This window comes from Variovorax sp. GW821-FHT09D05 (assembly GCF_059416325.1).
Map to the genome: position 1 here is coordinate 15,589 of NZ_JBWKOZ010000002.1, position 19,664 is coordinate 35,252.

The window sequence follows — 19,664 nt, forward strand, 5'->3', positions numbered from 1 at the left end:
TGGTCTTCGTGAACCTCCGGGCCGGCGCCTCACTCCACACACTGATGCCGACGCTCGTCGCCCCTCCTTCTTCCTTGCCGCCTCCCGGCCTGCCCGGGCGTCCGTCGTGGCGGGTGCTGATCGGTCTGACGCTGCTGGTGGCGCTGATCCACCTGCTGGTGCTCGGGCTGGCGCCGGTGGCCATCGGGCCGGAACCCTCGCCACTGGCGAGCAAGTTCAGCACGCGGACGATCGTGATCGCGCCGCCGGCTTCTGAAAAGCCCGCTGCGCCGGCTGCCGCCCCGGCGGAAGCCAAGCCAGCACCGCCGCCCAAGCCGCGCCGGCCCCGCGAGCCGTCGGCGCCCCGTCCGAAGCCGGCTCCTGCGGCCGTTACGCCAGCGCCGGAGCCAGACGCTTCCGTGCCCCCTGCTCCGGAAACACCGGACCTGACGGCCCAGGCTGCTCCCGATTCAGGAGCAGCACCGCCCGAAGCAGCCGCCAGCGCCCCGGCTGGTGCGTCTTCCCCTGCCGGTGGCACGGGCAGCGGCACCAAGACGGCCGGCGGCAGCGAAGCCTCGGGAACCATCGCCGGCACCCAGGCGCTGAGGATCCCCGGTTCGGTCACGCTCGATTTCGAAGCCACGGGCCAAGTGGGGGCCTCCCCGCAGCGGGGCGTGTTCGGTGAGCTCGTCTGGCTGCAGGATGGCTCCCGCTACGACGGGCGGCTGACGCTCAAGGCGGTGTTCTTCACCCTGCTCAACTGGCACAGCACCGGCCGCATCGGCCCCTCCGGCCTAGAGCCCGAGCGGTACTCCGAAAGCCGCAAGGCCGAGGTGGCGTCGCATTTCGTGCGCGATCAGGGGCAGATCGTGTTCAGCAACAACACGCCCCCCGTGCCCCTGCTGGCCGGCGCGCAGGACCGCATGAGCGTCATGATGCAGCTCGGCGGCCTGCTGGCGGCCAGCCCGGATCGCTATCCGGCGGGCACCCGGATCTCGGTCCAGACCGTGGGGCCACGCGATGCCGACGTCTGGGTCTTCGTGGTCGGCGAAGAGGAAAAGATAGCCCTCCCGGCCGGCGAATACACCGCGCGCAAGCTCACCCGCAACCCGCGCCGGGATTTCGATAGAAAACTGGAGCTCTGGCTTGCGCCAGCGTACGGTTATCTGCCCGTGCGCATCAGGCAGACGGAAGCAAACGGCGACTTCGCTGACGCCCAATTGCGCAAACCCCTACCCGCAGGCCCCTCGAATTGAGGAGAAAGTCACACTATCGAAGCAAAAGGTCCTGGAGATATGCCGATTAGCCTGTTGGTTTTACAAATAGACAACCTATCTTGAAACTGGCGCGTTGATTGCTATCTAAACCCCATGAACGCCATCGACATACTCACAGGGCCCGCCATGAACATGCTTTATGACTCGGAGTCTTTCGTCGTCGTACACGTGCAGCCCAATGAAGGCGAGGAGCCCGCGCAGCCGAATGTGCCGGTTCTGGAGCGCCATGGCTTCGAGATCGTGGACAAGCGTTCGGGCAAGGAGGTGTACCTCGACGGCTCCTGGGCCGAACTGTTCCAGCAGCAGATCGCCGCCTGGCAGCTCAACACTCCCACCCAGGAAGAGGTCGAAGACACGCTCGAAGGCTACGCCGAGTTGGCCCACACCCCCGTGTTGGTGCACTGAGCCGAAAACCCCGGAAACGACAACTCAGTAGGTCACGGTCACCGTGATGGTGTCGGTATAGCTGCCCGGCGCAGCCGTGTACTGGCCGGCAGGCAGGCGACCGTAGACGGTGTGCGTGGTGCTTGCCGTTCTGGTCCCGAACCCACCTGAGGCGGACGCGCTGCCCGACACCGTGCTGGTCGCCCAGACCGTCCCGTAGGTCGAACTGGTGTACAGGTTGTAGTTCAGGGTGTAGCTGCCATAGCTCATGTAGCGGCTCGTGGTCGTTCCCGAATTCCCCGCGCTCAGGCTGACCGTATAGCTCAAGGTGCTGGTTCCGAAGACACTTCCTGAGAACGTGGCCGCCACCGTGATGGTGCCGGTACTTGTGGTGGCACTCGTCGTGGACGCGCTGTAGTTTCCGAAGCTCAGGGCCGTCGCGCTGATGGTGGCAGAGCAGGTCGGCGTCCCGAGCCCCGTCGACGTGCATGACGCATGTGCCGACGCGGCAGCCAGCGCGCCAATCAGACCGGCAACCCAGATCAGCGCGCTGTAGTTGGAAGCATCGTTTCGCATGTGTAGGGCCCGATTTGTGGCAGCGTGCCGGTGGTCGGAATGGGGCCGACCGTGAAACTGCAATGGCCAGTACGCCAGTTCGCCTCGAAGCGTTCGCCCGCACGGGGGCGATCGAGTTGCAGCGTGCCGCCGTAGCCGGTGATCAATGGAGACGGACGGCCTTCGCCGACAACGTCGATGCCAGCCGGCAGCGGCGACCCGTCGGGCAGCCGGATCTGCATGGTGGCGCTCAGGTCGCGCGAGATGTCGAAGGTGGCCGCCGCAACGCCCTTGTACGACGGCACGACCTGCAGCACGTCGGAGTGCACCTGCGCCGAAATCGGCAGATCGCCGTTGTCCACGCTGATCTTGTTCAGCTCATGGGCACGCAGCCCGGTCACGAGGGCATGCCCCTCGCCGTCGGTCGTCGTCGCCAGGTTGTTCTCCCGGTAGATCTTGATGCCGGCCGCGCCAGGCACCGTCACCAGCGCAAAGCCGTCGCTGGACGATTGCGCCGCGAAGAACATGCCCGACGTATAGCCCAGTGAACCCTCGGCAAGCACCCTGGCGCTGGTCTCCTTGTTGAGGTCGACGACCTGCGCGTTGAAGCTCGCATAGGGGGTCCGCCAGGTTGCCTCGGCCTGGGCGCGTTTTGTCTCGCCATTCGAGGCCGCGACGCGCCAGCCCAGCCCCTCATCGCTCGGAGTCGCCTGGCTGACGTCGACCGTGGTGGTGGTCTTCCCGTTCTGCCGGTTGGTCGTGGCCGATGCGGTCTGCCGGTCGCCCAGCGGAAGGGTCAGGCTCAAGCCGACCGATGCGACACGCTGGCGATTCGCCGTGGCGCCCGAGTCGGTGCGCGCCACATAGGTGTTCAGGAACACGGCACCGAGTTGAATGGAATGGTTGAGCGACAGCACCTTGGCCTCGTCGCCGCCGCTGTAGCGCAAGGCCGTGTAGGCCAGGCCCAGGCTGCCATAGCGGCGGCCAAGGGAGCGCCCCAGGAACAGTTGAGTCTGCCCGGTCGTGTGCGTCTGGCTGTCCAGCCATGCAACCTGCATGAAGCCTGCGCTGGCGGATTGCCGGCTTGCCGAGAAGCTCCACTCAGAAGCGATGTGCGCGAACGAGACGCGCCCGAGCGTTCCGCTGCCCGAGTCCTGCGAGCGACTGGCCGCGCCGTGCAGTCCGAACTCCCCCAGCGGCGCCCACACCCAGGTCAGGCCGGCGCCGGCAACCTGAACCTGCGCACCGGCCTCGCCATGCAGTTCCATGGTGGCCGTCTCGCTGAGTCCGCGGCGCCAGTTGCCGGCAGCGAACGGGCTGCCGTAGTCATTGCTCTGAAGGCCATAGTTGAGGCGGCTCCACCCCACGTTGACCGAGTAGTCCGACAAGCCCGCGCGCAGCAGATTCGTGCTCACGTAGTAAGGCGTCGTGACGGTGCGCCGCACGCCCAGCGCGTCGGACACCGAGAAGCTCATCTCACCCGCGCCGCTGAGCACCGGCACGTTGCTCAACGAAAACGGGCCCGAATCGACCTGCCCCTGATAGTGCAGCGTGTTGTTCACATAGGCTTCGAGCGTCGACGCGACGGCCGATCCGCCCGAGAGCGACGGCACCGGATAGCTGATGTACCCGGGGCTCAGGCCGAACTGCGTGCCGAACTGCACCCCGGCAAAGCGCGACGGCGTGGACCACGCGGCGTTCTGCGTGATGGCGTCGCCGACTGTCAGCCGCGTCAGGCGATCCGGGTCGTCGTAGCGGTAGTAGCTGTCGAGCCGGACCATCTTGCTCAGCGACGAAAGGCCCGTCGCATTCTGATAGGCCGACTGGCCGACGAGCACGCTGTTCGCCAGCAATCCCCATTGGCCCGAAACCGTGCTGTCGAGCAGTCCCGATGCGGCAGTGCCGTTGCTGTCGTGCTGCAACGCCATGCTGTAGTTGACGAAGGCGGCATTGACCGAGGGCGTCGGCGACGGCCGGTTCGCGGCCTTGCCGGTGAGTGCACTGGCCACGAATGCCGTCACGGGCAAGCGCACTTGCGCCGTCTGCGTGCTTTCTTCCAGCGCCACGCTGCCATTGGGCAACGCAGCGGGGTCGTAGTAATCGGCCCCCTCGACCACGGCCGTCGCCTGGGCGGGAACGATGACGCGCCACGCCTGCAAATCGGCACGGCTGAACAGGAGCTTGCCCCCGTGCCGGAGCGCAGAGCGTGCAGGCCCCTCTGCCGTGCCATTGACTTCGACGTCGATGATTACCGGGGTGAACACCCGGTCGTCTGCAATCACTTGGGCCTGCGCCATGTGTGCCACCGGCAGCCAGCAAGCGAAAGCGACCAGGCTACTGAGCTGCTGCAGCCGTCGCACCGGGAACTTGCAGGAAGACGGGAGGCAGCGGCACTTCGGAGTCCGCCTGCGCCTCGAGCTGGAGTCTGGCGCCCGGCGGCAGCGAAGGCAGCACGACCGGCAGCCTGGCGCTTTGCTGCGGCAGCACGTAGACCGACATACGTTGACGCAGCAGCTCGCTGCCATCCGCATGGCGCACGGTGACTTGCGTGATCTGGATGTGCTCGCGCCCCAGGTTGTCGATGGTCAGCGCCGACGCGCTCAGATGCCACGCGACCGAAGGCGCTCCCGCAGGGGACGAAGGAGGCACGAAGATCGGCAAGACCAGTTGCAGCAGCGTCTGCAATTCAGCGCCCGCCCCCTCGGTCCCCGTTGGCAGCGCCTTGTCGCGCGGCAACTGCCTCAGGAAGATGCGGTAGCTGCGCTCGTCGGCCAGCGCAGGCACCTGCAGGCCGAGGCGCACGATCTGCCGGCCATTGGCCGGAATCCGGAAGATCGCCGGATTGACCAGTACCTCGCGCGTAGGCGCATAGACATCCTGCTGGTCCTTCTGCGCCCAGCTCATGACTTCGGCCTGCATCGAGATCTCGCTGGCACCGTCGTTGGTCACGACCAGCGAAGCGACCGGCCGGTTGGGCTGCAGCACGACGCGGACCGGCGCGATCTGGATGCTCGCGGCCCGAACGTCGACAGGAACGGCCGAGACGGCCATCGCCGCCGCCGAACCGAGGATGATCGCCGCGCGCGGCAGGAGCTGGCGCATAGCCCAATCGAGGGACATGGACCGTGAACGCTCAGTAGGTGAGCGTCAGGGTGATCGTGTCGGTGTAGTCCGTTGCGGGCGCCACTGCGTACTGGGCGGCCGGGACCTTGCCGTAGACCGTATGGGTCACGGCCGAACCTGTGCCGGTGTAGTCCGACCCCGTCGTGCTGTTGCTCCAGTTGGTCGCATACGAGGAGTCCTTGTAGAGACCGTACGACAGGCTGTTGTAGCCGCTCGTCGCCGTGGCGCTCGTCATGGTCCGGGCCGTCACCGAGCCGCTGGTGCCTGCGCTCATGCCCAGCGAGTAGGTGGTGCCGTAGGTGCACTGCACGGTGAACGAGGTCGCGCCGGTGAGCGCAGTGCCCGGGGTGAAGCTTCCGAACGCGAGCGTGTCGGGCGTGGCCATGGCGCAGGAGCTGAGCACCGTGGCCGTCACCTTGAAGGTCGTGGTGGCCGTCGTGGCGTGTGCGGACTGGAGCGGCAGCATGGCAAGCGCCACCAGGGCCGTGGCAATGGCGCCACCGAGTCTCAAGTTATTCATATCTACCCCGTAAGTGTCGGAAATTGAACCTCCGGATAGATGGATATCCGGCCCGTATCGCGAGTCACATGTGGTCTTTGGTATGACTTGTTCGCGACGGGCCGAGTAAACCCAAAGACTTAGTAAAAAATTAGCAGGCTGTCAGTTAAAAGTTTCAGAAGTGTTCAGCGGTAAATCCACCGGAACTTCGGCGGCGGTTGCCTGGCCAGCGCGCGAACGAAAAAAGCGGGAGGGCGCGGACGACAGGCACAGGAGGAAATGGACGGCACTGCGCGCGCATGCCTAGGGCATACGATGGCGCGATGCCTCCTCCAAACTGGCCCACCCGGGCCTCCCGATTCCTGCTGTTCCCCCTGCTCGCCGCCACCGCGTTCACGGGCTGTTCGGCGCTGTCCTCTTCCGGCGCCGATGCGCCCGACGCGCCCATCGCACGCCGCGTCGCAGCGCTCCAGCCGATCGATGCCCTGCTGCTCGGCGAGCAGCACGACGCGCCCGAGCACCATGTCATCGAACGCGAAACCGTCGAGGCGCTGGTCGCGCGCGGCCACCTCGCCGCGCTGGCGCTCGAGATGGCCGAGGAAGGCCGCAGCACCGCGCAGCTCACGCCCACCGCCACCGAGGCCCAGGTGCAGGCCGCCCTCGACTGGAGCGACAAGGCCTGGCCCTGGGCCAGCTACGGCCCCGCCGTGATGGCCGCCGTGCGCGCGGGCGTGCCCGTGGTCGGCGCCAACCTGCCGCGCGTCCGCATGAAAGACGCCATGGCCGACGTCTCGCTCGACGTGCAGCTCAACGGCGAGGCCTACACCGCGCAGCAGGACGCCGTGCGCGATGGCCACTGCAGGATGCTCCCCGAGTCGCAGATCGTCCCGATGACGCGCATCCAGGTCGGCCGCGACCGCGCGATGGCGCAGGCCATCGTCAAGGCGAAACGCCCGGGCCAGACGGTGCTGCTGATCGCCGGAGCCGGCCACGTCGTGCGCACGCTCGGCGTGCCGCAGCACCTGCCCGACGACGTCAAGGTCGCCACGGTGCGGCTGATGGCCGCGCCGGCTGCTCCTTCGCCCGAAGCGGTGGCGGGCGACTACGACCGCACATGGCGGACACCGCCCCTGCCCGAAAAAGACTACTGCGCAGAGTTCAAGCGGCAGGCAAGACCGCAACCGAAAGCCTGAGCGCCCCATCGACAAGAAAAAAGCCGCGAGCCCAAAAGGCCCGCGGCTTTTTCTTTCAGTACGCAGCAGCTCAGCGCGAGGTAATCGCCGACACCGCCGAGTTGCCCGTGGCCGATGCGGTGATCTGGTTGCCCGTGGTGCGCAGCGTGCTGTTGCCCACCGCGCCCGACACGCCGACCCCGAAGTTCACGCTCGTCACCGTGGCCGTCACTGCGCCGGTGTTGACCTGGTAGTTGCCGATGGCCGCGCTCGGCGCGCCCGTGTTCAGCGCCGTCTGCGTCAAGCGGTTGGTCGCGCTGTTGCCGACGGCCTGCGCCGCCAGTGCGTTGCCCGTGACGCCGACCGAGCCGCTCGACACGCCAGCCCCGGTGCTGTTGAGCGCCACCTGGTAGCTCGTGCCCACGCTGGTTGCCGACACCGCGCCCGAGTTGCTTTGGCTGTTGAGGATGGCCGCGCTCGCACCGACGTTCAGCGCCAGCGGCGTACCTACCAGGCTCGACGAACCCACTGTCGCCGCGCCGCCGTAGCTGCTGCCGCCGCTGGACTCGAGCACGTTGGTCGCCGCATTGCCGCGCGCCAGGGCAACGGTGGTGTTGCCGTCGAGCGAGACGCTGCTGCCGTTGAGCGGCACCGCGCCCGCCAGCGTCGCATTCGCCACCGTGCTGGCCGTCGCCGTCACTCCGGCCGTGCTGCCCTGCACATTGACGATGCCGACGCTGGCCCCCTGCGTCGCGCTGCTCGCCACCGTGGCGGTGTTGGCCGCGCGGTTGGCCGAAGCCTCTGCAAAGGTGCTGTTGCCCGAGATGGTGAGCGCGCCGTTGATCAGCCCCGGCGTGGGTGCGGCGTTGTCGTCGTTGTGGATCGACGTATTGGCCGTGCTGCCGACCGTCGAGGCGGCCGACTGGCGGTTCGACAGCACATGGTCGCCGGTGGCCACCACGTTGTCGGCGCTGCCGGTCTCGTTCAGCGTGGCCGAACCCGTGGCGCCCGGCGGCAGGGTGTTGACCGCGCTCACGCTCAGCGTGTTGGTCGCGTCGTTCATCACGCCCAGCGCCGTGTTGCTGTTGCCCGAGAGGCGCACTGTCGAGGCGGTGGATGCGGCCGGTGCAAACAGCTCCTGCGTGGACGTTGCCGTCACCGCGGCGGTGCCCGACTGCGTCGACTGCAGCGCCGAGCGCGCGCCAACGTTGGAGCCCGCGAGCGTCACGCTGTTGAGCGCCGTGTTGGCCACGGCCTTCGCGCTCTGGCCGTTGTTCGTCACGCCCAGCGTCGAGGTGCCGACGATGGATGCCGGTGCCGTGTCGATGCCCACGATGCCCGTCGCGGTGGCCGACACGGGCCCGGTGCCCATCTGCACGTTGGCCAGTGCGTGGTCTGCCGCCACGGTCACCAACAGCGCCGGGCCGGCTGCGGCCACGGCCGGCAGCGGCGTGCTGCCGGCGATGGTGCTGCTCTTCACGTCGATGCTGTTGGTGGCAGCGCTGCCGGTGGCGGCTGCGCTGGTGATGTTGCCGTCGAGCGTGGCGCTGCTGCCGGTGAGCGCGTTGGGGCCGGTCAATGTGAGCCTGGTCACGTTGTTGGCGTTGGCTGCCACGGTTGCGCTGCTGTCCTGCGCATTCAGCACCGCAGTCTTGGCCGACTGCGATGCGCCGCCGGTCAGCGAGGCCGCGTTGGTCGCGCGGTTGGCCGCTGCTTCCGAGTGCGTCGAGTTGCCCGAGGCGGTGAAGCTGCTGTTGACCAGGCCTGCGTTGGCGGGCACCAGGCTGTCTTCGTTGTAGATCGCGGTGTCGGCGGTGCTGGTGGCCGAGGTTCCGGCCGACTGGCGGTTCACCAGCACCTGGTCGCCCAGCGCCGCGGTGTTGCCGGGCAGCGCCCCCTGAAGAATGATCGCGGGAACGAAGGATGCGACAGACGAGCCGCCCGCAACGGCGACCTTGTTGTCCACGTCGTTGATCACGCTCAGCGCCGAGTTGCTGTTGTTCGAGAGCTTCACCGACGAGCCCGTCACCGAGGCCGGCGCAAAGGCCTGCATGAACGAGCGCGACTCCACCGCCGCCGTGCTGCCCTGTGCAGACAGCAGCGCGGAGCGGGCCGACACATCGGTGGCCGCGAGCGTGATGGCGTTGCTGCCCGTGTTGGCCACGGCCTTCGCGCTTTGCGTGTTGCCGGAGGCACTCAGCGTCGATCCGGTGATCACCGCGCCGGGCGCCGTGTCGACACCGAAGGCGGCCGCCACCTTGGAAGAGATCGTCGGGCTCGTCACCAGCTGGATGCTCGACAGCGCATGATCGCCGACCGCACCTGCCAGGCCCGCGAGGCTGGTCGCACCGGCAAGCGGCAAGCCGTCGCCCACGGCGATGGTGTTGCCTTTCACGTCGATGCGATTGACGGCAGCGTTGCCCGTGGCCGAACCGCCGGCGGCGTTGCCGTCCACAGTGACCTGCGAGTTCTGGATGCTCGCGCCGCCCAGCACCACCTGCACGCCGTCCTTGTTGTTGAGCAGCGCGCCTTCCTGCCCGGTCAGCGAACTGACCGCGGCGCTGGTGAGCTGAAGGTTCTGCACTGCGGTGGTGGTCGAGACGCCGACCGCATCCACGCTCACGCCGTTGACGGCGCTGTTGCTGGTCGCGCCGGCCAGCGTGGTGTTGCCGCTGGCGTCCACCTTCGAGTTGCTGATGGCACCGGTGACGGTGGTCTGCACTTCAGGCCCGCCGCTGCGTTGCGCCGACACCGTGCCCTGGCCCGACTGCGCGTTCTGCACGCTGAAGGCGGCGGTGGTGGCGAGCACGTTGCCCGTCAGCGTCGCACCCGCCAGCGAGAGGCCGGAGGTGTCGATGTTGTTGCCCGTCACCTTCACCGTGTTGCCGGTGGCGCGGCTGCCGTAGGCCAGCGCCTGCGCCGCGTTGTCCGAACTGGACACCGAGCCGTTGCTCAGCGTGCCCGTGACCGTGGTGCGCGCCACGATGCCGCCGGCCGCGATGGCCGAGATGACGGTGTTGGTGCCCGCCACAGCCTGCGTGTTGGTGACGTTGGCGATCGAGGCATTCGAGCCGCTCACGTTGTTCAGGCCCAGCGTCACGCCGCTGGCTGCGTCGTTGCCGTAGGTGGCTGCGACGAAGGCGTTGTCGCTGTTCGCGACGCTGGCGCCCGAGACATTGCCGTTGACGTTCGCCGCAAAGGTGTTGGAGCCGGTCGCCGAGCTGCCGATGTTCCCCTGCACCGACTGGTCGTTCAGGATGCCGTAGGCCGCAGTCACCGTCGGCAGGGCGCCGGCCGCGTTGCTGAACGGCAGTCCGCTGAGCACATCGACCGTGACGGTCGAGGCCGGCGTACCCAGGAACGGGCCTGGCGCCGCGGCCAGGTTGCCCGTGCTCACGCCCAGCGTGTTCGTCGCCGAGTTGCCGTATGCAATGGCGCGCTGCAGGTTGTCGGTGAGCGCGACCGAGCCGCCCGTGAGGTTGCCGTTCACCGTGATGCGCGCTTCAGGAGCGAACAGCGCCGCGCCGGCACCGGAAGTCGCATCGGACATCTGCACGCTCGCGATGCCCGCGCCCGTGCCAACCGAGTTGCCGCTGAGCGTGAGCGTGTTGGTGGCCCCGCTGCCGAGCGCCACGGCTTCCTGCCGGTTGTCGGTCAGCGCCAGCGTGTTGTTCGCGACCGGTGCGCCGCCGCCGCTGGCGGTCAGCAGGATCTGCGAGCCGAAGTTGAGCGCCGCGGGGCCACTGCCGTTGTAGTTGCCCTGCAGGTTGGTGAGCGTCGCCGCGCCGCTGGCGGACACGCGCCCGTCGGAGTTGGTGCCGCCCGTGAGCACGGCGTTGCCGTTGCCCAGCGCTACCGTGGCTGCCTGGATCGCCAGGCTCTGCGTGATCTGGTTGCCCTGCGCGGTGGCCGCCGATGTGTTGCCGGACACGGTGACCGAACTGCCGCTGGTCTGCCCCGTGCCGGGCGACTCGCCCGTCTGCGCCGAGATGACCGACGGGAGCAGGAACGCCGTCAGCGGTGCCGCCGAGTTGGCCTGCTGGTTCGACACCGCCGCCGTGCCGGTGAACGAAGCCGCGTTCTTGCCGCTGGCGATCGCGCTCGACGCCGTGTTGCCGGTGGCGTCCGCCGTGATGCTGTTGTCGGCGAGCGCGACCTGGCTGTTCTTGCTCGACTGCACGCCGGCCAGGATCTGTGCGCCCGCGGTCTGGGCGAAGGTGGTCACGCCGATGTTGCCCTGGCTGTTGACGATGGCCAGGTCGCTGTTGACGTTGCTGGTCACGCCCACGCCGTTGTGGATGCTGTTGTTGGCCGCGGTGGCTGCCGTGCCGGTGCCCGCGATCGTCACGTCGTCGATCAGGATGCGGTTGCCCGCCGTGCCGGCGGTGGCACCGAGCGCCTCGTTGCCCGTGGCCGCGCTGGAGATCGCATTGCCCTGCACCGACAGCGAGCCCTGCAGCACGTTGGAGCCGCCGGCAGGCACGCCGCTCACGAGACCCGTGATCACCGAGCCCGTATTGGTTGCGCTGTGCGTGGCGGCGAGGATGCCGTTGCCGTTCGCCTGCAGGTTCGCGACCACCGCCGAGCCCGCGAAGGCCGGCGCGCCGCCCGACTGGATTTCGGCCGTGCTGGTGGCGCTGTTGGCCTTGAGCACCGCGGAGATCGAATTGCGTTCGAGCACGGCTGCCGTCGTCAGCGTGATGCCCGGGCTCGCCGTCAGCATCAGGTCGACCGTGTTGCCCAGCACCTGCGCGCTGGAGCTCGCGCCCGTGGCCGACTGCAGCGAGGTCACTACGATGTTGCCCTTGGCATCGAACAGCGGTGCGCCCGCCGGATAGGTCAGCACCGAGGTGCCGGCCTGCGGCGAGGCGCCGACCGCGGCGGCGCCCGAGACCACCGAGCTGCCGCTGTTGAGCGTGGTGGTGGCCGAGATGGTGTTGTCCGCGTTGACCACGCTGCCGGTCTGCAGCGTGCTCGATTCCACTGCCAGCTTGCTGCTGCTCACTGCGCTGTTGATCACGCCGGTGTTGGTCGCCACGCCCAGCGTCGCGGCGTTGTTCACCGGCGTGCCGGGCGCCGGCTGGATGCTGTTGGCAAAGCTGTTGCCGGTGGCGCTCGCGCCGACCAGGTTGCCGCTGGTACTCATCGCCACCGGGTTGGGATTCAGCGGCGTGCCGGTGGAGGTCGTGCCCACGGTGGCGCTGGTGATGGTGGCGTTGACGGCCCCGGTGTTGTTGATGTCCGAGTTCACCGTCGGCGTGCCGGTGGCGGTGCCGTTGTAGGCAGCGTCGACCGAGGTCTCCGCGGCTTGTGCGCCGGAGGCTGCTGCAATCAGCGCCATCGCGACGGCCGTGCCGATGGTGCTGCGGCTGAACATGGGCGCGCGTACGGCCCGGCTCTGGATCTTGCGTGCTTTCATGGCGTGACTCCTCGGATGTTGTGGAAGCGGTCTGGGTCGGAAAGTGGATGCGCAATGCGCGCGGAACGGCAGGTCAGTCGCCCTTGACTGCGCCGTCGGAAGAAGAGGTTGGCGCGGCGCCGCCGACCACCGCGCTGCCGATGCGCAGCTTGGCGATCTCCTGCAGGCCCGGGCCGTCGCGGTGGATCGACGTGTCGGCAGCATCGGGCCGCCACGTGAGGCTGATGGCGCCCGGTGCCACGCCGCGGTTGGCAAGGGCCGAGGTGACGGCGGCGATGCGCTGGTCGGTGAGCTCGTCGCGCTTGCGGGCGTCCCAGTTCTCGGTGTCGCGCGCCACCAGCACGATGTCGGTCGAGCCCTTCTTGGCCAGGCCCGCGATCTGGTCGATCAGCGCAAGCGAACTGCCGCCGAGCGTGGTCGCGCCGAAGTCGAAGGACACCTGCGTTGCCGTGCCCGTGAGGCGCGCGCCGCCCTGCCCCGCGGCATTGACGGCCACGCCGCTCTGCACCACGGGCGAAGTCACGGCTGCGCCGCCCACGGCGGCATCGCCCGGGTTGTCGACCTTGCGCAGGTCGGCCGCGGGCACGACAGGAATCTGCTCGCCGGCGCCCGGGCGCATCGTCATGCAAGGCCGGTGGTCGACCTGCGTGACGGCCGCCATGAGCCGCACCACGCCCTCCTCGAGCGCCGCGCGCACGCCCATCTGCACCGGCTCCTGGCCCTTGGCGCCGATGTCCACGTCGTACAGTTTGCTGCCGAAGAAGCGGAACACGTTCAGGCCCACTTCGTAGCCATTGAACTGCTTGGTGAGGCTCACCGTGCGCACCACCATCAGCGACTTGGTGTCGACGATGCGCAGGTCCACGCTCACCGACTGGCTGAAGGTGCGCGCCTTCACGCCCACTTGGTTCACCGCGAACTCCGCGCCGCCCGAGTTGATGTTGTAGTTGAGCTCGGTGATGCCGCCGACGATGAAGTAGTCGGACTTGTTGATCGTGCCGCCGAAGTACGGCAGCCACGGCACCGCCTGGCCGCCGTTGGGGCCGCCTACCTGGTGCGTGCGGCCGTCACCGAGCTGGCGGCGGTCGGCGTACGCGAGCTCACGCTCGGCGATCACCGGGTCGAAGCGCTCGGCGATGCTCACCGCGCCGCCAAGCTTGCCGAGTGCCGAATACACCATCAGCGCGCCGCCCTGCGTGATCGCGTTGCCTTCGTTGATGCTGTACTTGCCGGTGTAGTCCTTCACGTCGCCCACGCCGATGACGATGGGCGGACGCCGCGTGGCCGCGATGTGGTCGGCGTAGCAGGCGAGCACCGCCTCCATCGGCGTGATGTTGTCGCGCACCGAGGGGCCGAGCACCACGGGTGCCTCGTTGGGCGCAAAGCGTTGCTGCGGAGCGGAGACGCAACCGGCGAGCGCCACCGTGGCGATGGCTGCGAGCGCGAAGGTGCGGGTGATGGGGTATTGCATGTCGCTTGCCCCGTTCAATTGAGCACGCCGAACGCGCACGCCGAGCTGCCGCCGACGCTCGCGGTCTGCGCACCCGAGTTGCTCTGATTCGAGTTCAGAGCCTGGTTGGCCGCGCCCTGCACCTGCGTGCTGGTGCCGCCCACGATGGCCGAGCCGACCGCGCCGGAGTTGGCTTGCGTGGTGCCCACCGTCGCGCCGCCGAGCGTTCCCACCGCGGTGCGGCTGTCATTGCCCGAGGCATTCGAAGTCGCGCCCGAAGTGGACGGCGAATTCGCGACCGTGCTGTTGTTGCCGTCGTTGCCCGTGGAGGTCGCGGAGACGTTGCAGTTGTACTGGCGACCGATGTTGTTGGTCGTGTTGTAGACCGGCGCCGAGTAGTAGCCGCTCTTCTGCTTGCGGATCATGTCCTGGATCGCGGCCTGGTTCACCTTGTCGGTGCTGGTCTGGAACTGCCATGCGGCGTTCTCGCCGACGTTGTTGGCGAGCGCAGCCAAAGGCGCACACACCAGTGCCATAAGAAATACGCGTTGCATGACGGTCCCTCTCTGGAAGACGCACTTGATGAACTCATAAGTGCTACGTTTCGGGAGGGGATGCTAGGGATCGACGGCCACGGCCGGTATCCCGGGAACCGGTAGGAGGTATCCCGGGAACCGGTAGAAATGAGGAGGGCAACCCAAGGGCTCGCGCAGGCCGCAGGGGTCGCAGGCGCGCATGCAGGTGTGCGCGTCAGCAGGTCAGGCTAGTCGCCGAACCAGAACAACAACCAGGCGGTGACAGAGCCGAGCGTCACCATCACGAGAGCGACCTGGCGACCCGCAGGAAGCGGCCGGCTCATCCATCGCTCGATGTTTTTCGACATCTTCGTCCCCCGTTCTTCTAGTGAGGACCGAAGCGTGAAGCGCTTGTCGAGTTCTGTCAAAGCAGAAGAAATGCTTCACCGACTTTCCCGACCGCAGCCGGCAGCGCGCCTTCGTGCTGCAGCAAATGCCGCTTGCGGAAGACACCGCCGGCGTAGCCCTTGAGGTCTGCGTTCTTGCCGATCACACGGTGGCACGGCACGACGATGCTGATCGGGTTCGACCCGTTGGCGGCACCGACATCGATGGCCGCGCGCGGATCGTCGAAGCCGAGTTGCCGCGCCAGTTCACCATAGCTGGTCGTGCCGCCTGCAGGAATGCGGCGAAGCGCCTCCCAGACCTGCTGCTGCAACGCGTTGCCCAGCCTTGCAACGGGCAGCGTTTCGATGGCCCTGAGATCGCCGTCGAAGTAGCGGCCGAGGGCTTCGGCCACCGTTCGCGGCGCGGCGCCTTCGGTCAGCTCCACCTCATCGTGAAGCTCCCTCAGAAGGCGATGCAGGCGGGCGCGATGGTCCGCGAAATCCAGCGCATGAATGGCACCGGCAGCGTCGGTGACCAGCAGAAGTTCGCCCATCGGCGAAGCCAGATGGCTCAGTTGCAGCTTCATGATCGTGTCCTCACAAAAGAGAAGGCGGCAGGGCCGCGAACATTCACATGCTGCGCGTTCCCCGCCGCCTTCACTCGCCGTATCCGGACATCGATCTCCGGCTCACGCCGGCGCCGCCTTCCCGCTCAGGCGTGTGCCTTGATCGAATCCGCCAGCGTGTTCACCAGCGTGTCGATGTGCGACTTCTCCACGATGTACGGCGGCGCAATCACCAGCACGTCGCCCGCTGGCCGCACCAGCGCGCCCTTGTGGAAGCAGTCGAGGAAGATTTCATAAGCGCGCTTGCCCGGCGTGCCCGCGATGGGCGCAAGCTCCACCGCTGCGGCAAGGCCGAGGCTGCGGATGCTGATGACGTTGGGCAGGCCCTTGAAGGTGCTGTGGAAGGCATCGCCCAGCACCTTGCCCATTTCACCGGCGCGCGCGAACAGGTTTTCTTCCTTGAAGAGATCGAGCGTGGCAATGGCCGCCGCGCAGGCCACCGGGTGGCCCGAGTAGGTGTAGCCGTGGAAGAACTCGACCACGTGCTCGGGCGCGTCGGTCTTCATCATCGCGTCGTATAGCTTGTCACGGCAGATCACGCCGCCCAGCGGAATGACGCCGTTGGTCACGCACTTGGCGAAGTTCAGCATGTCGGGCACCACGCCGAAGTAGTCGGACGCGAAGTTGGTGCCCATGCGGCCGAAGCCCGTGATGACCTCGTCGAAGATCAGCAGGATGCCGTGCTTGTCGCAGATCTCGCGCAGGCGCTTCAGGTAGCCCTTGGGCGGCAGGTACCAGCCGGCCGAACCGGCCACGGGCTCCACGATGATCGCGGCGATGTTGCTCGGGTCGTGCAGCGGCAGGATGCGGGTTTCGAGCTCGACCAGCGGGTCTTCGGCCCACACCGGCTCCTCGTTGTGGATGTAGGCGTGGTTCACCGGGTCATGGATGAAGCGCATGTGGTCCACGCGCGGCAAAAAGGCCGAGCCGAACACCTTGCGGTTGCCCGGAATGCCGCCCACCGACATGCCGCCGAAGCCCACGCCGTGGTAGCCCTTCTCGCGGCCGATGAACACGTTGCGGTGGCCTTCGCCGCGCGCGCGGTGATAGGCCAGAGCCACCTTCATCGAAGTGTCGGCAGCTTCGGAGCCCGAGTTGCAGAACAGCACCTTGTTGAGGTCACCGGGCGCAAGCGAGGCGATCATCTCGGCCGCCTTGAAGGCCTTGTCGTTGCTGACCTGGAAGGCGGTGGCGTAGTCGAGCGTGTCGAGCTGCTTCTTGATCGCCTCGTTGATGGGCTTGCGGTTATGGCCCGCACCCACGCACCACAGCGACGAGATGCCGTCGATCACCTTCTTGCCGTCGTGCGTGGTGAACTCCATGCCGTCGGCCGCGACGAACACCCGCGGGTCTTTCTTGAAGTGACGGTTGGGGGTGAAGGGCAACCACTGGTTGTCCATGTTGAAGTCCTGGAAGGCCATGCGTGTCTCCTGCGGTTATGTGGTCGAGGAAAATCGCGATTCTGGCACCCCTGCGACAATCACGCCCTGATGACGACCTCTACGCCTACCTCGCCCGCCTACATCCTGAACCTCTCCTGCCCCGACCGGACGGGCATCGTGCACGCCGTGTCGGGCTTCCTGCTCGAGCGCGGCGCCAACATCGAAGAGGCCGCCCAGTACAACGACCACGACACGGGTCTTTTCTTCATGCGGGTGCGCTTCGCCTGCGGCGACCACAGCGAAACCACGCTGCGCGAAGAGCTGAAGACCTTCGCCGCCGGCTTCGGCATGGCGCTGCAACTGCACGCCGCCGCCGAGCCGATGAAGACGGTCATCCTGGTCAGCAAGGAAGGCCACTGCCTCAACGACCTGCTGTTCCGCTGGAAGAGCGGCCTGCTCGCCATCGACGTGCGCGCCATCATCTCGAACCACCGCGACTTCTACCAGCTGGCCGCCAGCTACAACGTGCCCTTCCACCACATCCCGATGACGGCCGCGACCAAGGCACAGGCCGAGGCGAAGCAGCTTGAAATCATCGAGGCCGAAGGCGCCGAACTCGTGGTGCTCGCGCGCTACATGCAGATCCTGAGCGACAACCTGTGCCGCAACCTGGCCGGCCGCGCGATCAACATCCACCACTCGTTCCTGCCCAGCTTCAAGGGCGCCAAGCCCTACTACCAGGCACACGACCGCGGCGTGAAGCTGATCGGTGCCACCGCCCACTACGTGACGGCCGACCTCGACGAAGGCCCGATCATCGAGCAGGACGTGGCCCGCGCCGACCACACCGACACCGTGGAAGACCTCACGGCCCGCGGCCGCGACACCGAGAGCCAAGTGCTGGCGCGTGCGGTGAAGTGGCACAGCGAGCACCGGGTGCTGCTGAACGGGCACCGCACGGTGGTGTTCCGCTAGGCCTCCGAAAAAAGCATGCCTCCACTTCGGAGGCATGCATCCCGCTCAGCGTCAGTTGCGATTCGGGTTGTTCGGCCGACGGTCGTAGCGGTTCGGCACGCCATCGCCGTCACGGTCCCAGCGGCCTGCGTTGTACTGCCAGCGTCCGCCTTCCTCGCGCCACTCCGGCGCACGGTAGGCATAGCCCGGACGGGCACGCACCCAGACGCCGCGGGTCCATACATGGCGCCCACCGCGCCATTCATAGTGCCCCGGCGCCCACACATAGCCGCGGCGCGGCGGGGGCACGCGTTCGGAGCGCGGAGGGGGCGGCGCCACCTGTATGACCACGGGTTGCGCCTGCGCGGCCGTGGGAACAGTCAATGCGCCCACCGACAGAAGCGATGCAGCGCCGACGGAAAGAGCCAATGCGAGTTTTTTCATGAAGGACTCCTCATGAGTTGTTGGAGGAGCCTTCATGCTGACCAGTCCATGTGAACCGCCTGTAAGCAATGCACGAAGTCTTGTGTAAAGCTGTGACTCGCCTTTGAGCGCCTTCGAGCGCCCCGGCGAGCGCTCACTCCTGCAATTCGCGCAGATCGATGGCCGTGGCCATCGCCGCATGGCCGGCCTTGTTGGGGTGCAGGTGGTCGCCCGAATCGAACAGCGGATTCAGCGCCTTCGGGTCCGCAGGGTCGCGCAATGCCGCATCGAAATCGACCACACCGTCGATGTCCTGCTGGCCGCGGATCCAGCGGTTGACGGCTTCGCGCATGGCCTCGTTGCCCTCGCTCCAGTAAGGCGTGTTCCTGAATGGCGGCACGGTGCCGAGCAGCACCTTCACGCCCTTGGCGCGGGCCTGCTTGACCAGTTGCTCCAACCCCTCGGTGATGCGCTCGGCCGTCGGCATGTCGCGCGGCTTCAGCTCGGCGCCCGGCACCTTGGCGAACAGGGTGCGGCCGATGTCATTGGTGCCCATAAGGATGATCGCGTGCGTCACGCTGCTCTGCCGCAGCGCATCGAGCTCGAACCGGGAGAGGCCGCTGGGCCCCAGTCCGTTGGCCAGCAGGCGATTGCCGCCAATTCCGGCATTGAGCACCGCAACGTCTTGCCCTTCGCGCTGCGTATCACGCAAGCGAGTGGCCAACATGTCGGGGTAGGCCCCGAAGTTGCCCTCCGAGGTGCCCATCGTGATCGAGTCGCCGAAGGCCACGACGGTGCGCACGGACTTGGTGGTGAGCACGTCGAGCCCGGTCACGATCTGGTTCAGCACCAGTGGCGAGGGGTTCTTCAGCTTCGGTGCCATCACTGCGTTGCCGGGCGCTACCCATGTCGCGCCCGGCTCCAGCATGGAGACAGTGGCAAACGGCGTGGTGCGGTCGAAGAAGGCGCTCACGACCACCGTTTGGCCCGCCTGCACCGGCAGGTCGATGCCGTCGCTCCAGGCGTCCGCGCCGGGCGCAACGGTCATGGTGGTGCGGCCGCCGAAGCGCAGCACGCGCAGCGTGGTCGGCGAGAACGCATCGGCGCCGGTGCCGCGTGCCGCGCTTGCGGCGGCAATGCGCAGCGGTGTCTTGCCGAAGCGGTTCGAGAAGCGGATGCGGATGCGCTCGCCGTCGAGCGACAGTTCAACCTTCTGGCGCAGTGTCTGCCCGCGCAGGTCATTGCCGGCAGGCGACGAATAGTTCGCACCACCGGGGGCTGCGGCCATCTCCGTGAAATCGACCGGCGCCACGGCCCAGCTCGCAACCCAATGCGCCTCGGCGGGCTGCCGCGGATGGTCGTCGGGCGTCACAGCCTGCACGCCGACGGCCAGCACTGCGAGGCAAAGGGCTGCCACCCAGTGCGCGACGGTCACGTCGCGCAGGCGCTCTGCCCAAATGGAAACCAGTTTCATGCGCGCAAAGCGTCGCAGTGTACGGAGCCACTGTTCCCCCGCGCGT

16 protein-coding genes are annotated in these 19,664 nt (G+C 67.5%); 4 read left to right on the plus strand and 12 right to left on the minus strand.

Annotated features, from left to right (window positions below):
- Nucleotides 1–44: 44 nt before the first annotated feature.
- Together AC07O3_RS04580 and AC07O3_RS04585 are read left to right on the plus strand one after the other, a co-directional pair.
- Entirely contained in the window at nucleotides 45–1,235 is a 1,191-nt protein-coding gene (locus AC07O3_RS04580; protein WP_495338702.1) for a DUF3108 domain-containing protein, read from the plus strand.
- A 147-nt stretch (nucleotides 1,236–1,382) separates the two neighbouring features.
- Nucleotides 1,383–1,661 (plus strand): BTH_I0359 family protein, encoded by a 279-nt coding sequence (locus AC07O3_RS04585; protein ID WP_176929076.1) that lies wholly within the window; start codon nucleotides 1,383–1,385, stop codon nucleotides 1,659–1,661.
- 24 nt (nucleotides 1,662–1,685) lie between these two features.
- Here AC07O3_RS04585 and AC07O3_RS04590 read toward each other — a convergent pair whose 3' ends face one another.
- The 4 genes from AC07O3_RS04590 to AC07O3_RS04605 are packed head-to-tail and all read right to left on the minus strand — an operon-like array spanning nucleotide 1,686 to nucleotide 5,838.
- Complete coding sequence (locus AC07O3_RS04590; protein WP_495338703.1) at nucleotides 1,686–2,216, minus strand: spore coat protein U domain-containing protein; 531 nt, start codon at nucleotides 2,214–2,216, stop codon at nucleotides 1,686–1,688.
- Nucleotides 2,183–4,492: a fimbria/pilus outer membrane usher protein gene (locus tag AC07O3_RS04595; protein WP_495338704.1), complete on the minus strand. Its 2,310-nt coding sequence runs from the start codon at nucleotides 4,490–4,492 to the stop codon at nucleotides 2,183–2,185. Before AC07O3_RS04595 ends, AC07O3_RS04590 begins: the two co-directional genes overlap by 34 nt.
- Nucleotides 4,493–4,529: 37 nt before the next feature.
- A complete protein-coding gene (locus AC07O3_RS04600; RefSeq protein WP_495338705.1) occupies nucleotides 4,530–5,315 on the minus strand; it encodes a fimbrial biogenesis chaperone in 786 nt (261 codons plus the stop codon).
- Between the two features lie 13 nt (nucleotides 5,316–5,328).
- A complete protein-coding gene (locus AC07O3_RS04605; RefSeq protein ID WP_495338706.1) occupies nucleotides 5,329–5,838 on the minus strand; it encodes a Csu type fimbrial protein in 510 nt (169 codons plus the stop codon).
- Between the two features lie 302 nt (nucleotides 5,839–6,140).
- On the opposite strand from AC07O3_RS04605, the gene AC07O3_RS04610 reads away from it, so the two are divergent.
- Nucleotides 6,141–7,010: a ChaN family lipoprotein gene (locus AC07O3_RS04610; RefSeq protein ID WP_426390572.1), complete on the plus strand. Its 870-nt coding sequence runs from the start codon at nucleotides 6,141–6,143 to the stop codon at nucleotides 7,008–7,010.
- 70 nt (nucleotides 7,011–7,080) lie between these two features.
- Here AC07O3_RS04610 and AC07O3_RS04615 read toward each other — a convergent pair whose 3' ends face one another.
- From AC07O3_RS04615 to aptA, 6 genes are all read right to left on the minus strand, one after another.
- Nucleotides 7,081–12,408, minus strand: a complete 5,328-nt coding sequence (locus tag AC07O3_RS04615) for a beta strand repeat-containing protein (RefSeq protein ID WP_495338707.1) — start codon at nucleotides 12,406–12,408, stop codon at nucleotides 7,081–7,083.
- 73 nt (nucleotides 12,409–12,481) lie between these two features.
- Nucleotides 12,482–13,879 (minus strand): CsgG/HfaB family protein, encoded by a 1,398-nt coding sequence (locus AC07O3_RS04620; protein ID WP_093078939.1) that lies wholly within the window; start codon nucleotides 13,877–13,879, stop codon nucleotides 12,482–12,484.
- Nucleotides 13,880–13,893: 14 nt separating this feature from the next.
- Complete coding sequence (locus AC07O3_RS04625; protein ID WP_256216883.1) at nucleotides 13,894–14,412, minus strand: hypothetical protein; 519 nt, start codon at nucleotides 14,410–14,412, stop codon at nucleotides 13,894–13,896.
- A 209-nt stretch (nucleotides 14,413–14,621) separates the two neighbouring features.
- Nucleotides 14,622–14,801, minus strand: a complete 180-nt coding sequence (locus tag AC07O3_RS04630; protein WP_495338708.1) for a hypothetical protein — start codon at nucleotides 14,799–14,801, stop codon at nucleotides 14,622–14,624.
- Nucleotides 14,798–15,346: a methylated-DNA--[protein]-cysteine S-methyltransferase gene (locus AC07O3_RS04635; RefSeq protein ID WP_495338709.1), complete on the minus strand. Its 549-nt coding sequence runs from the start codon at nucleotides 15,344–15,346 to the stop codon at nucleotides 14,798–14,800. Before AC07O3_RS04635 ends, AC07O3_RS04630 begins: the two co-directional genes overlap by 4 nt.
- 125 nt (nucleotides 15,347–15,471) lie before the next feature.
- On the minus strand, nucleotides 15,472–16,806 hold the full coding sequence (gene aptA / locus AC07O3_RS04640) for an omega-aminotransferase AptA (protein WP_093057655.1): 1,335 nt from the start codon (nucleotides 16,804–16,806) through the stop codon (nucleotides 15,472–15,474).
- A gap of 69 nt (nucleotides 16,807–16,875) precedes the next feature.
- Here aptA and purU point away from each other — a divergent pair, with 69 nt between their 5' ends.
- Nucleotides 16,876–17,742: a formyltetrahydrofolate deformylase gene (gene purU, locus AC07O3_RS04645; protein WP_495338710.1), complete on the plus strand. Its 867-nt coding sequence runs from the start codon at nucleotides 16,876–16,878 to the stop codon at nucleotides 17,740–17,742.
- Between the two features lie 51 nt (nucleotides 17,743–17,793).
- Here purU and AC07O3_RS04650 read toward each other — a convergent pair whose 3' ends face one another.
- Together AC07O3_RS04650 and AC07O3_RS04655 are read right to left on the minus strand one after the other, a co-directional pair.
- A complete protein-coding gene (locus tag AC07O3_RS04650; protein ID WP_093057657.1) occupies nucleotides 17,794–18,165 on the minus strand; it encodes a YXWGXW repeat-containing protein in 372 nt (123 codons plus the stop codon).
- Between the two features lie 133 nt (nucleotides 18,166–18,298).
- The gene (locus AC07O3_RS04655) at nucleotides 18,299–19,618 is read right to left on the minus strand and encodes an SGNH/GDSL hydrolase family protein (protein WP_093057658.1); all 1,320 of its coding nucleotides are present in this window, start codon (nucleotides 19,616–19,618) and stop codon (nucleotides 18,299–18,301) included.
- Between the last annotated feature and the right edge of the window lie 46 nt (nucleotides 19,619–19,664).

Excerpts from the sequence above, each read along its gene's own strand:
- AC07O3_RS04590 (WP_495338703.1), bottom strand. The coding sequence starts at position 2,216 with ATGCGAAACGATGCTTCCAACTACAGCGCGCTGATCTGGGTTGCCGGT.
- AC07O3_RS04610 (WP_426390572.1), top strand. The coding sequence starts at position 6,141 with ATGCCTCCTCCAAACTGGCCCACCCGGGCCTCCCGATTCCTGCTGTTC.
- AC07O3_RS04600 (WP_495338705.1), bottom strand. The coding sequence starts at position 5,315 with ATGTCCCTCGATTGGGCTATGCGCCAGCTCCTGCCGCGCGCGGCGATC.
- AC07O3_RS04620 (WP_093078939.1), bottom strand. The coding sequence starts at position 13,879 with ATGCAATACCCCATCACCCGCACCTTCGCGCTCGCAGCCATCGCCACG.
- AC07O3_RS04650 (WP_093057657.1), bottom strand. The coding sequence starts at position 18,165 with ATGAAAAAACTCGCATTGGCTCTTTCCGTCGGCGCTGCATCGCTTCTG.
- AC07O3_RS04625 (WP_256216883.1), bottom strand. The coding sequence starts at position 14,412 with ATGCAACGCGTATTTCTTATGGCACTGGTGTGTGCGCCTTTGGCTGCG.
- AC07O3_RS04585 (WP_176929076.1), top strand. The coding sequence starts at position 1,383 with ATGAACATGCTTTATGACTCGGAGTCTTTCGTCGTCGTACACGTGCAG.
- purU (WP_495338710.1), top strand. The coding sequence starts at position 16,876 with ATGACGACCTCTACGCCTACCTCGCCCGCCTACATCCTGAACCTCTCC.
- AC07O3_RS04605 (WP_495338706.1), bottom strand. The coding sequence starts at position 5,838 with ATGAATAACTTGAGACTCGGTGGCGCCATTGCCACGGCCCTGGTGGCG.
- AC07O3_RS04655 (WP_093057658.1), bottom strand. The coding sequence starts at position 19,618 with ATGAAACTGGTTTCCATTTGGGCAGAGCGCCTGCGCGACGTGACCGTC.
- aptA (WP_093057655.1), bottom strand. The coding sequence starts at position 16,806 with ATGGCCTTCCAGGACTTCAACATGGACAACCAGTGGTTGCCCTTCACC.
- AC07O3_RS04635 (WP_495338709.1), bottom strand. The coding sequence starts at position 15,346 with ATGAAGCTGCAACTGAGCCATCTGGCTTCGCCGATGGGCGAACTTCTG.
- AC07O3_RS04580 (WP_495338702.1), top strand. The coding sequence starts at position 45 with ATGCCGACGCTCGTCGCCCCTCCTTCTTCCTTGCCGCCTCCCGGCCTG.
- AC07O3_RS04595 (WP_495338704.1), bottom strand. The coding sequence starts at position 4,492 with ATGGCGCAGGCCCAAGTGATTGCAGACGACCGGGTGTTCACCCCGGTA.
- AC07O3_RS04615 (WP_495338707.1), bottom strand. The coding sequence starts at position 12,408 with ATGAAAGCACGCAAGATCCAGAGCCGGGCCGTACGCGCGCCCATGTTC.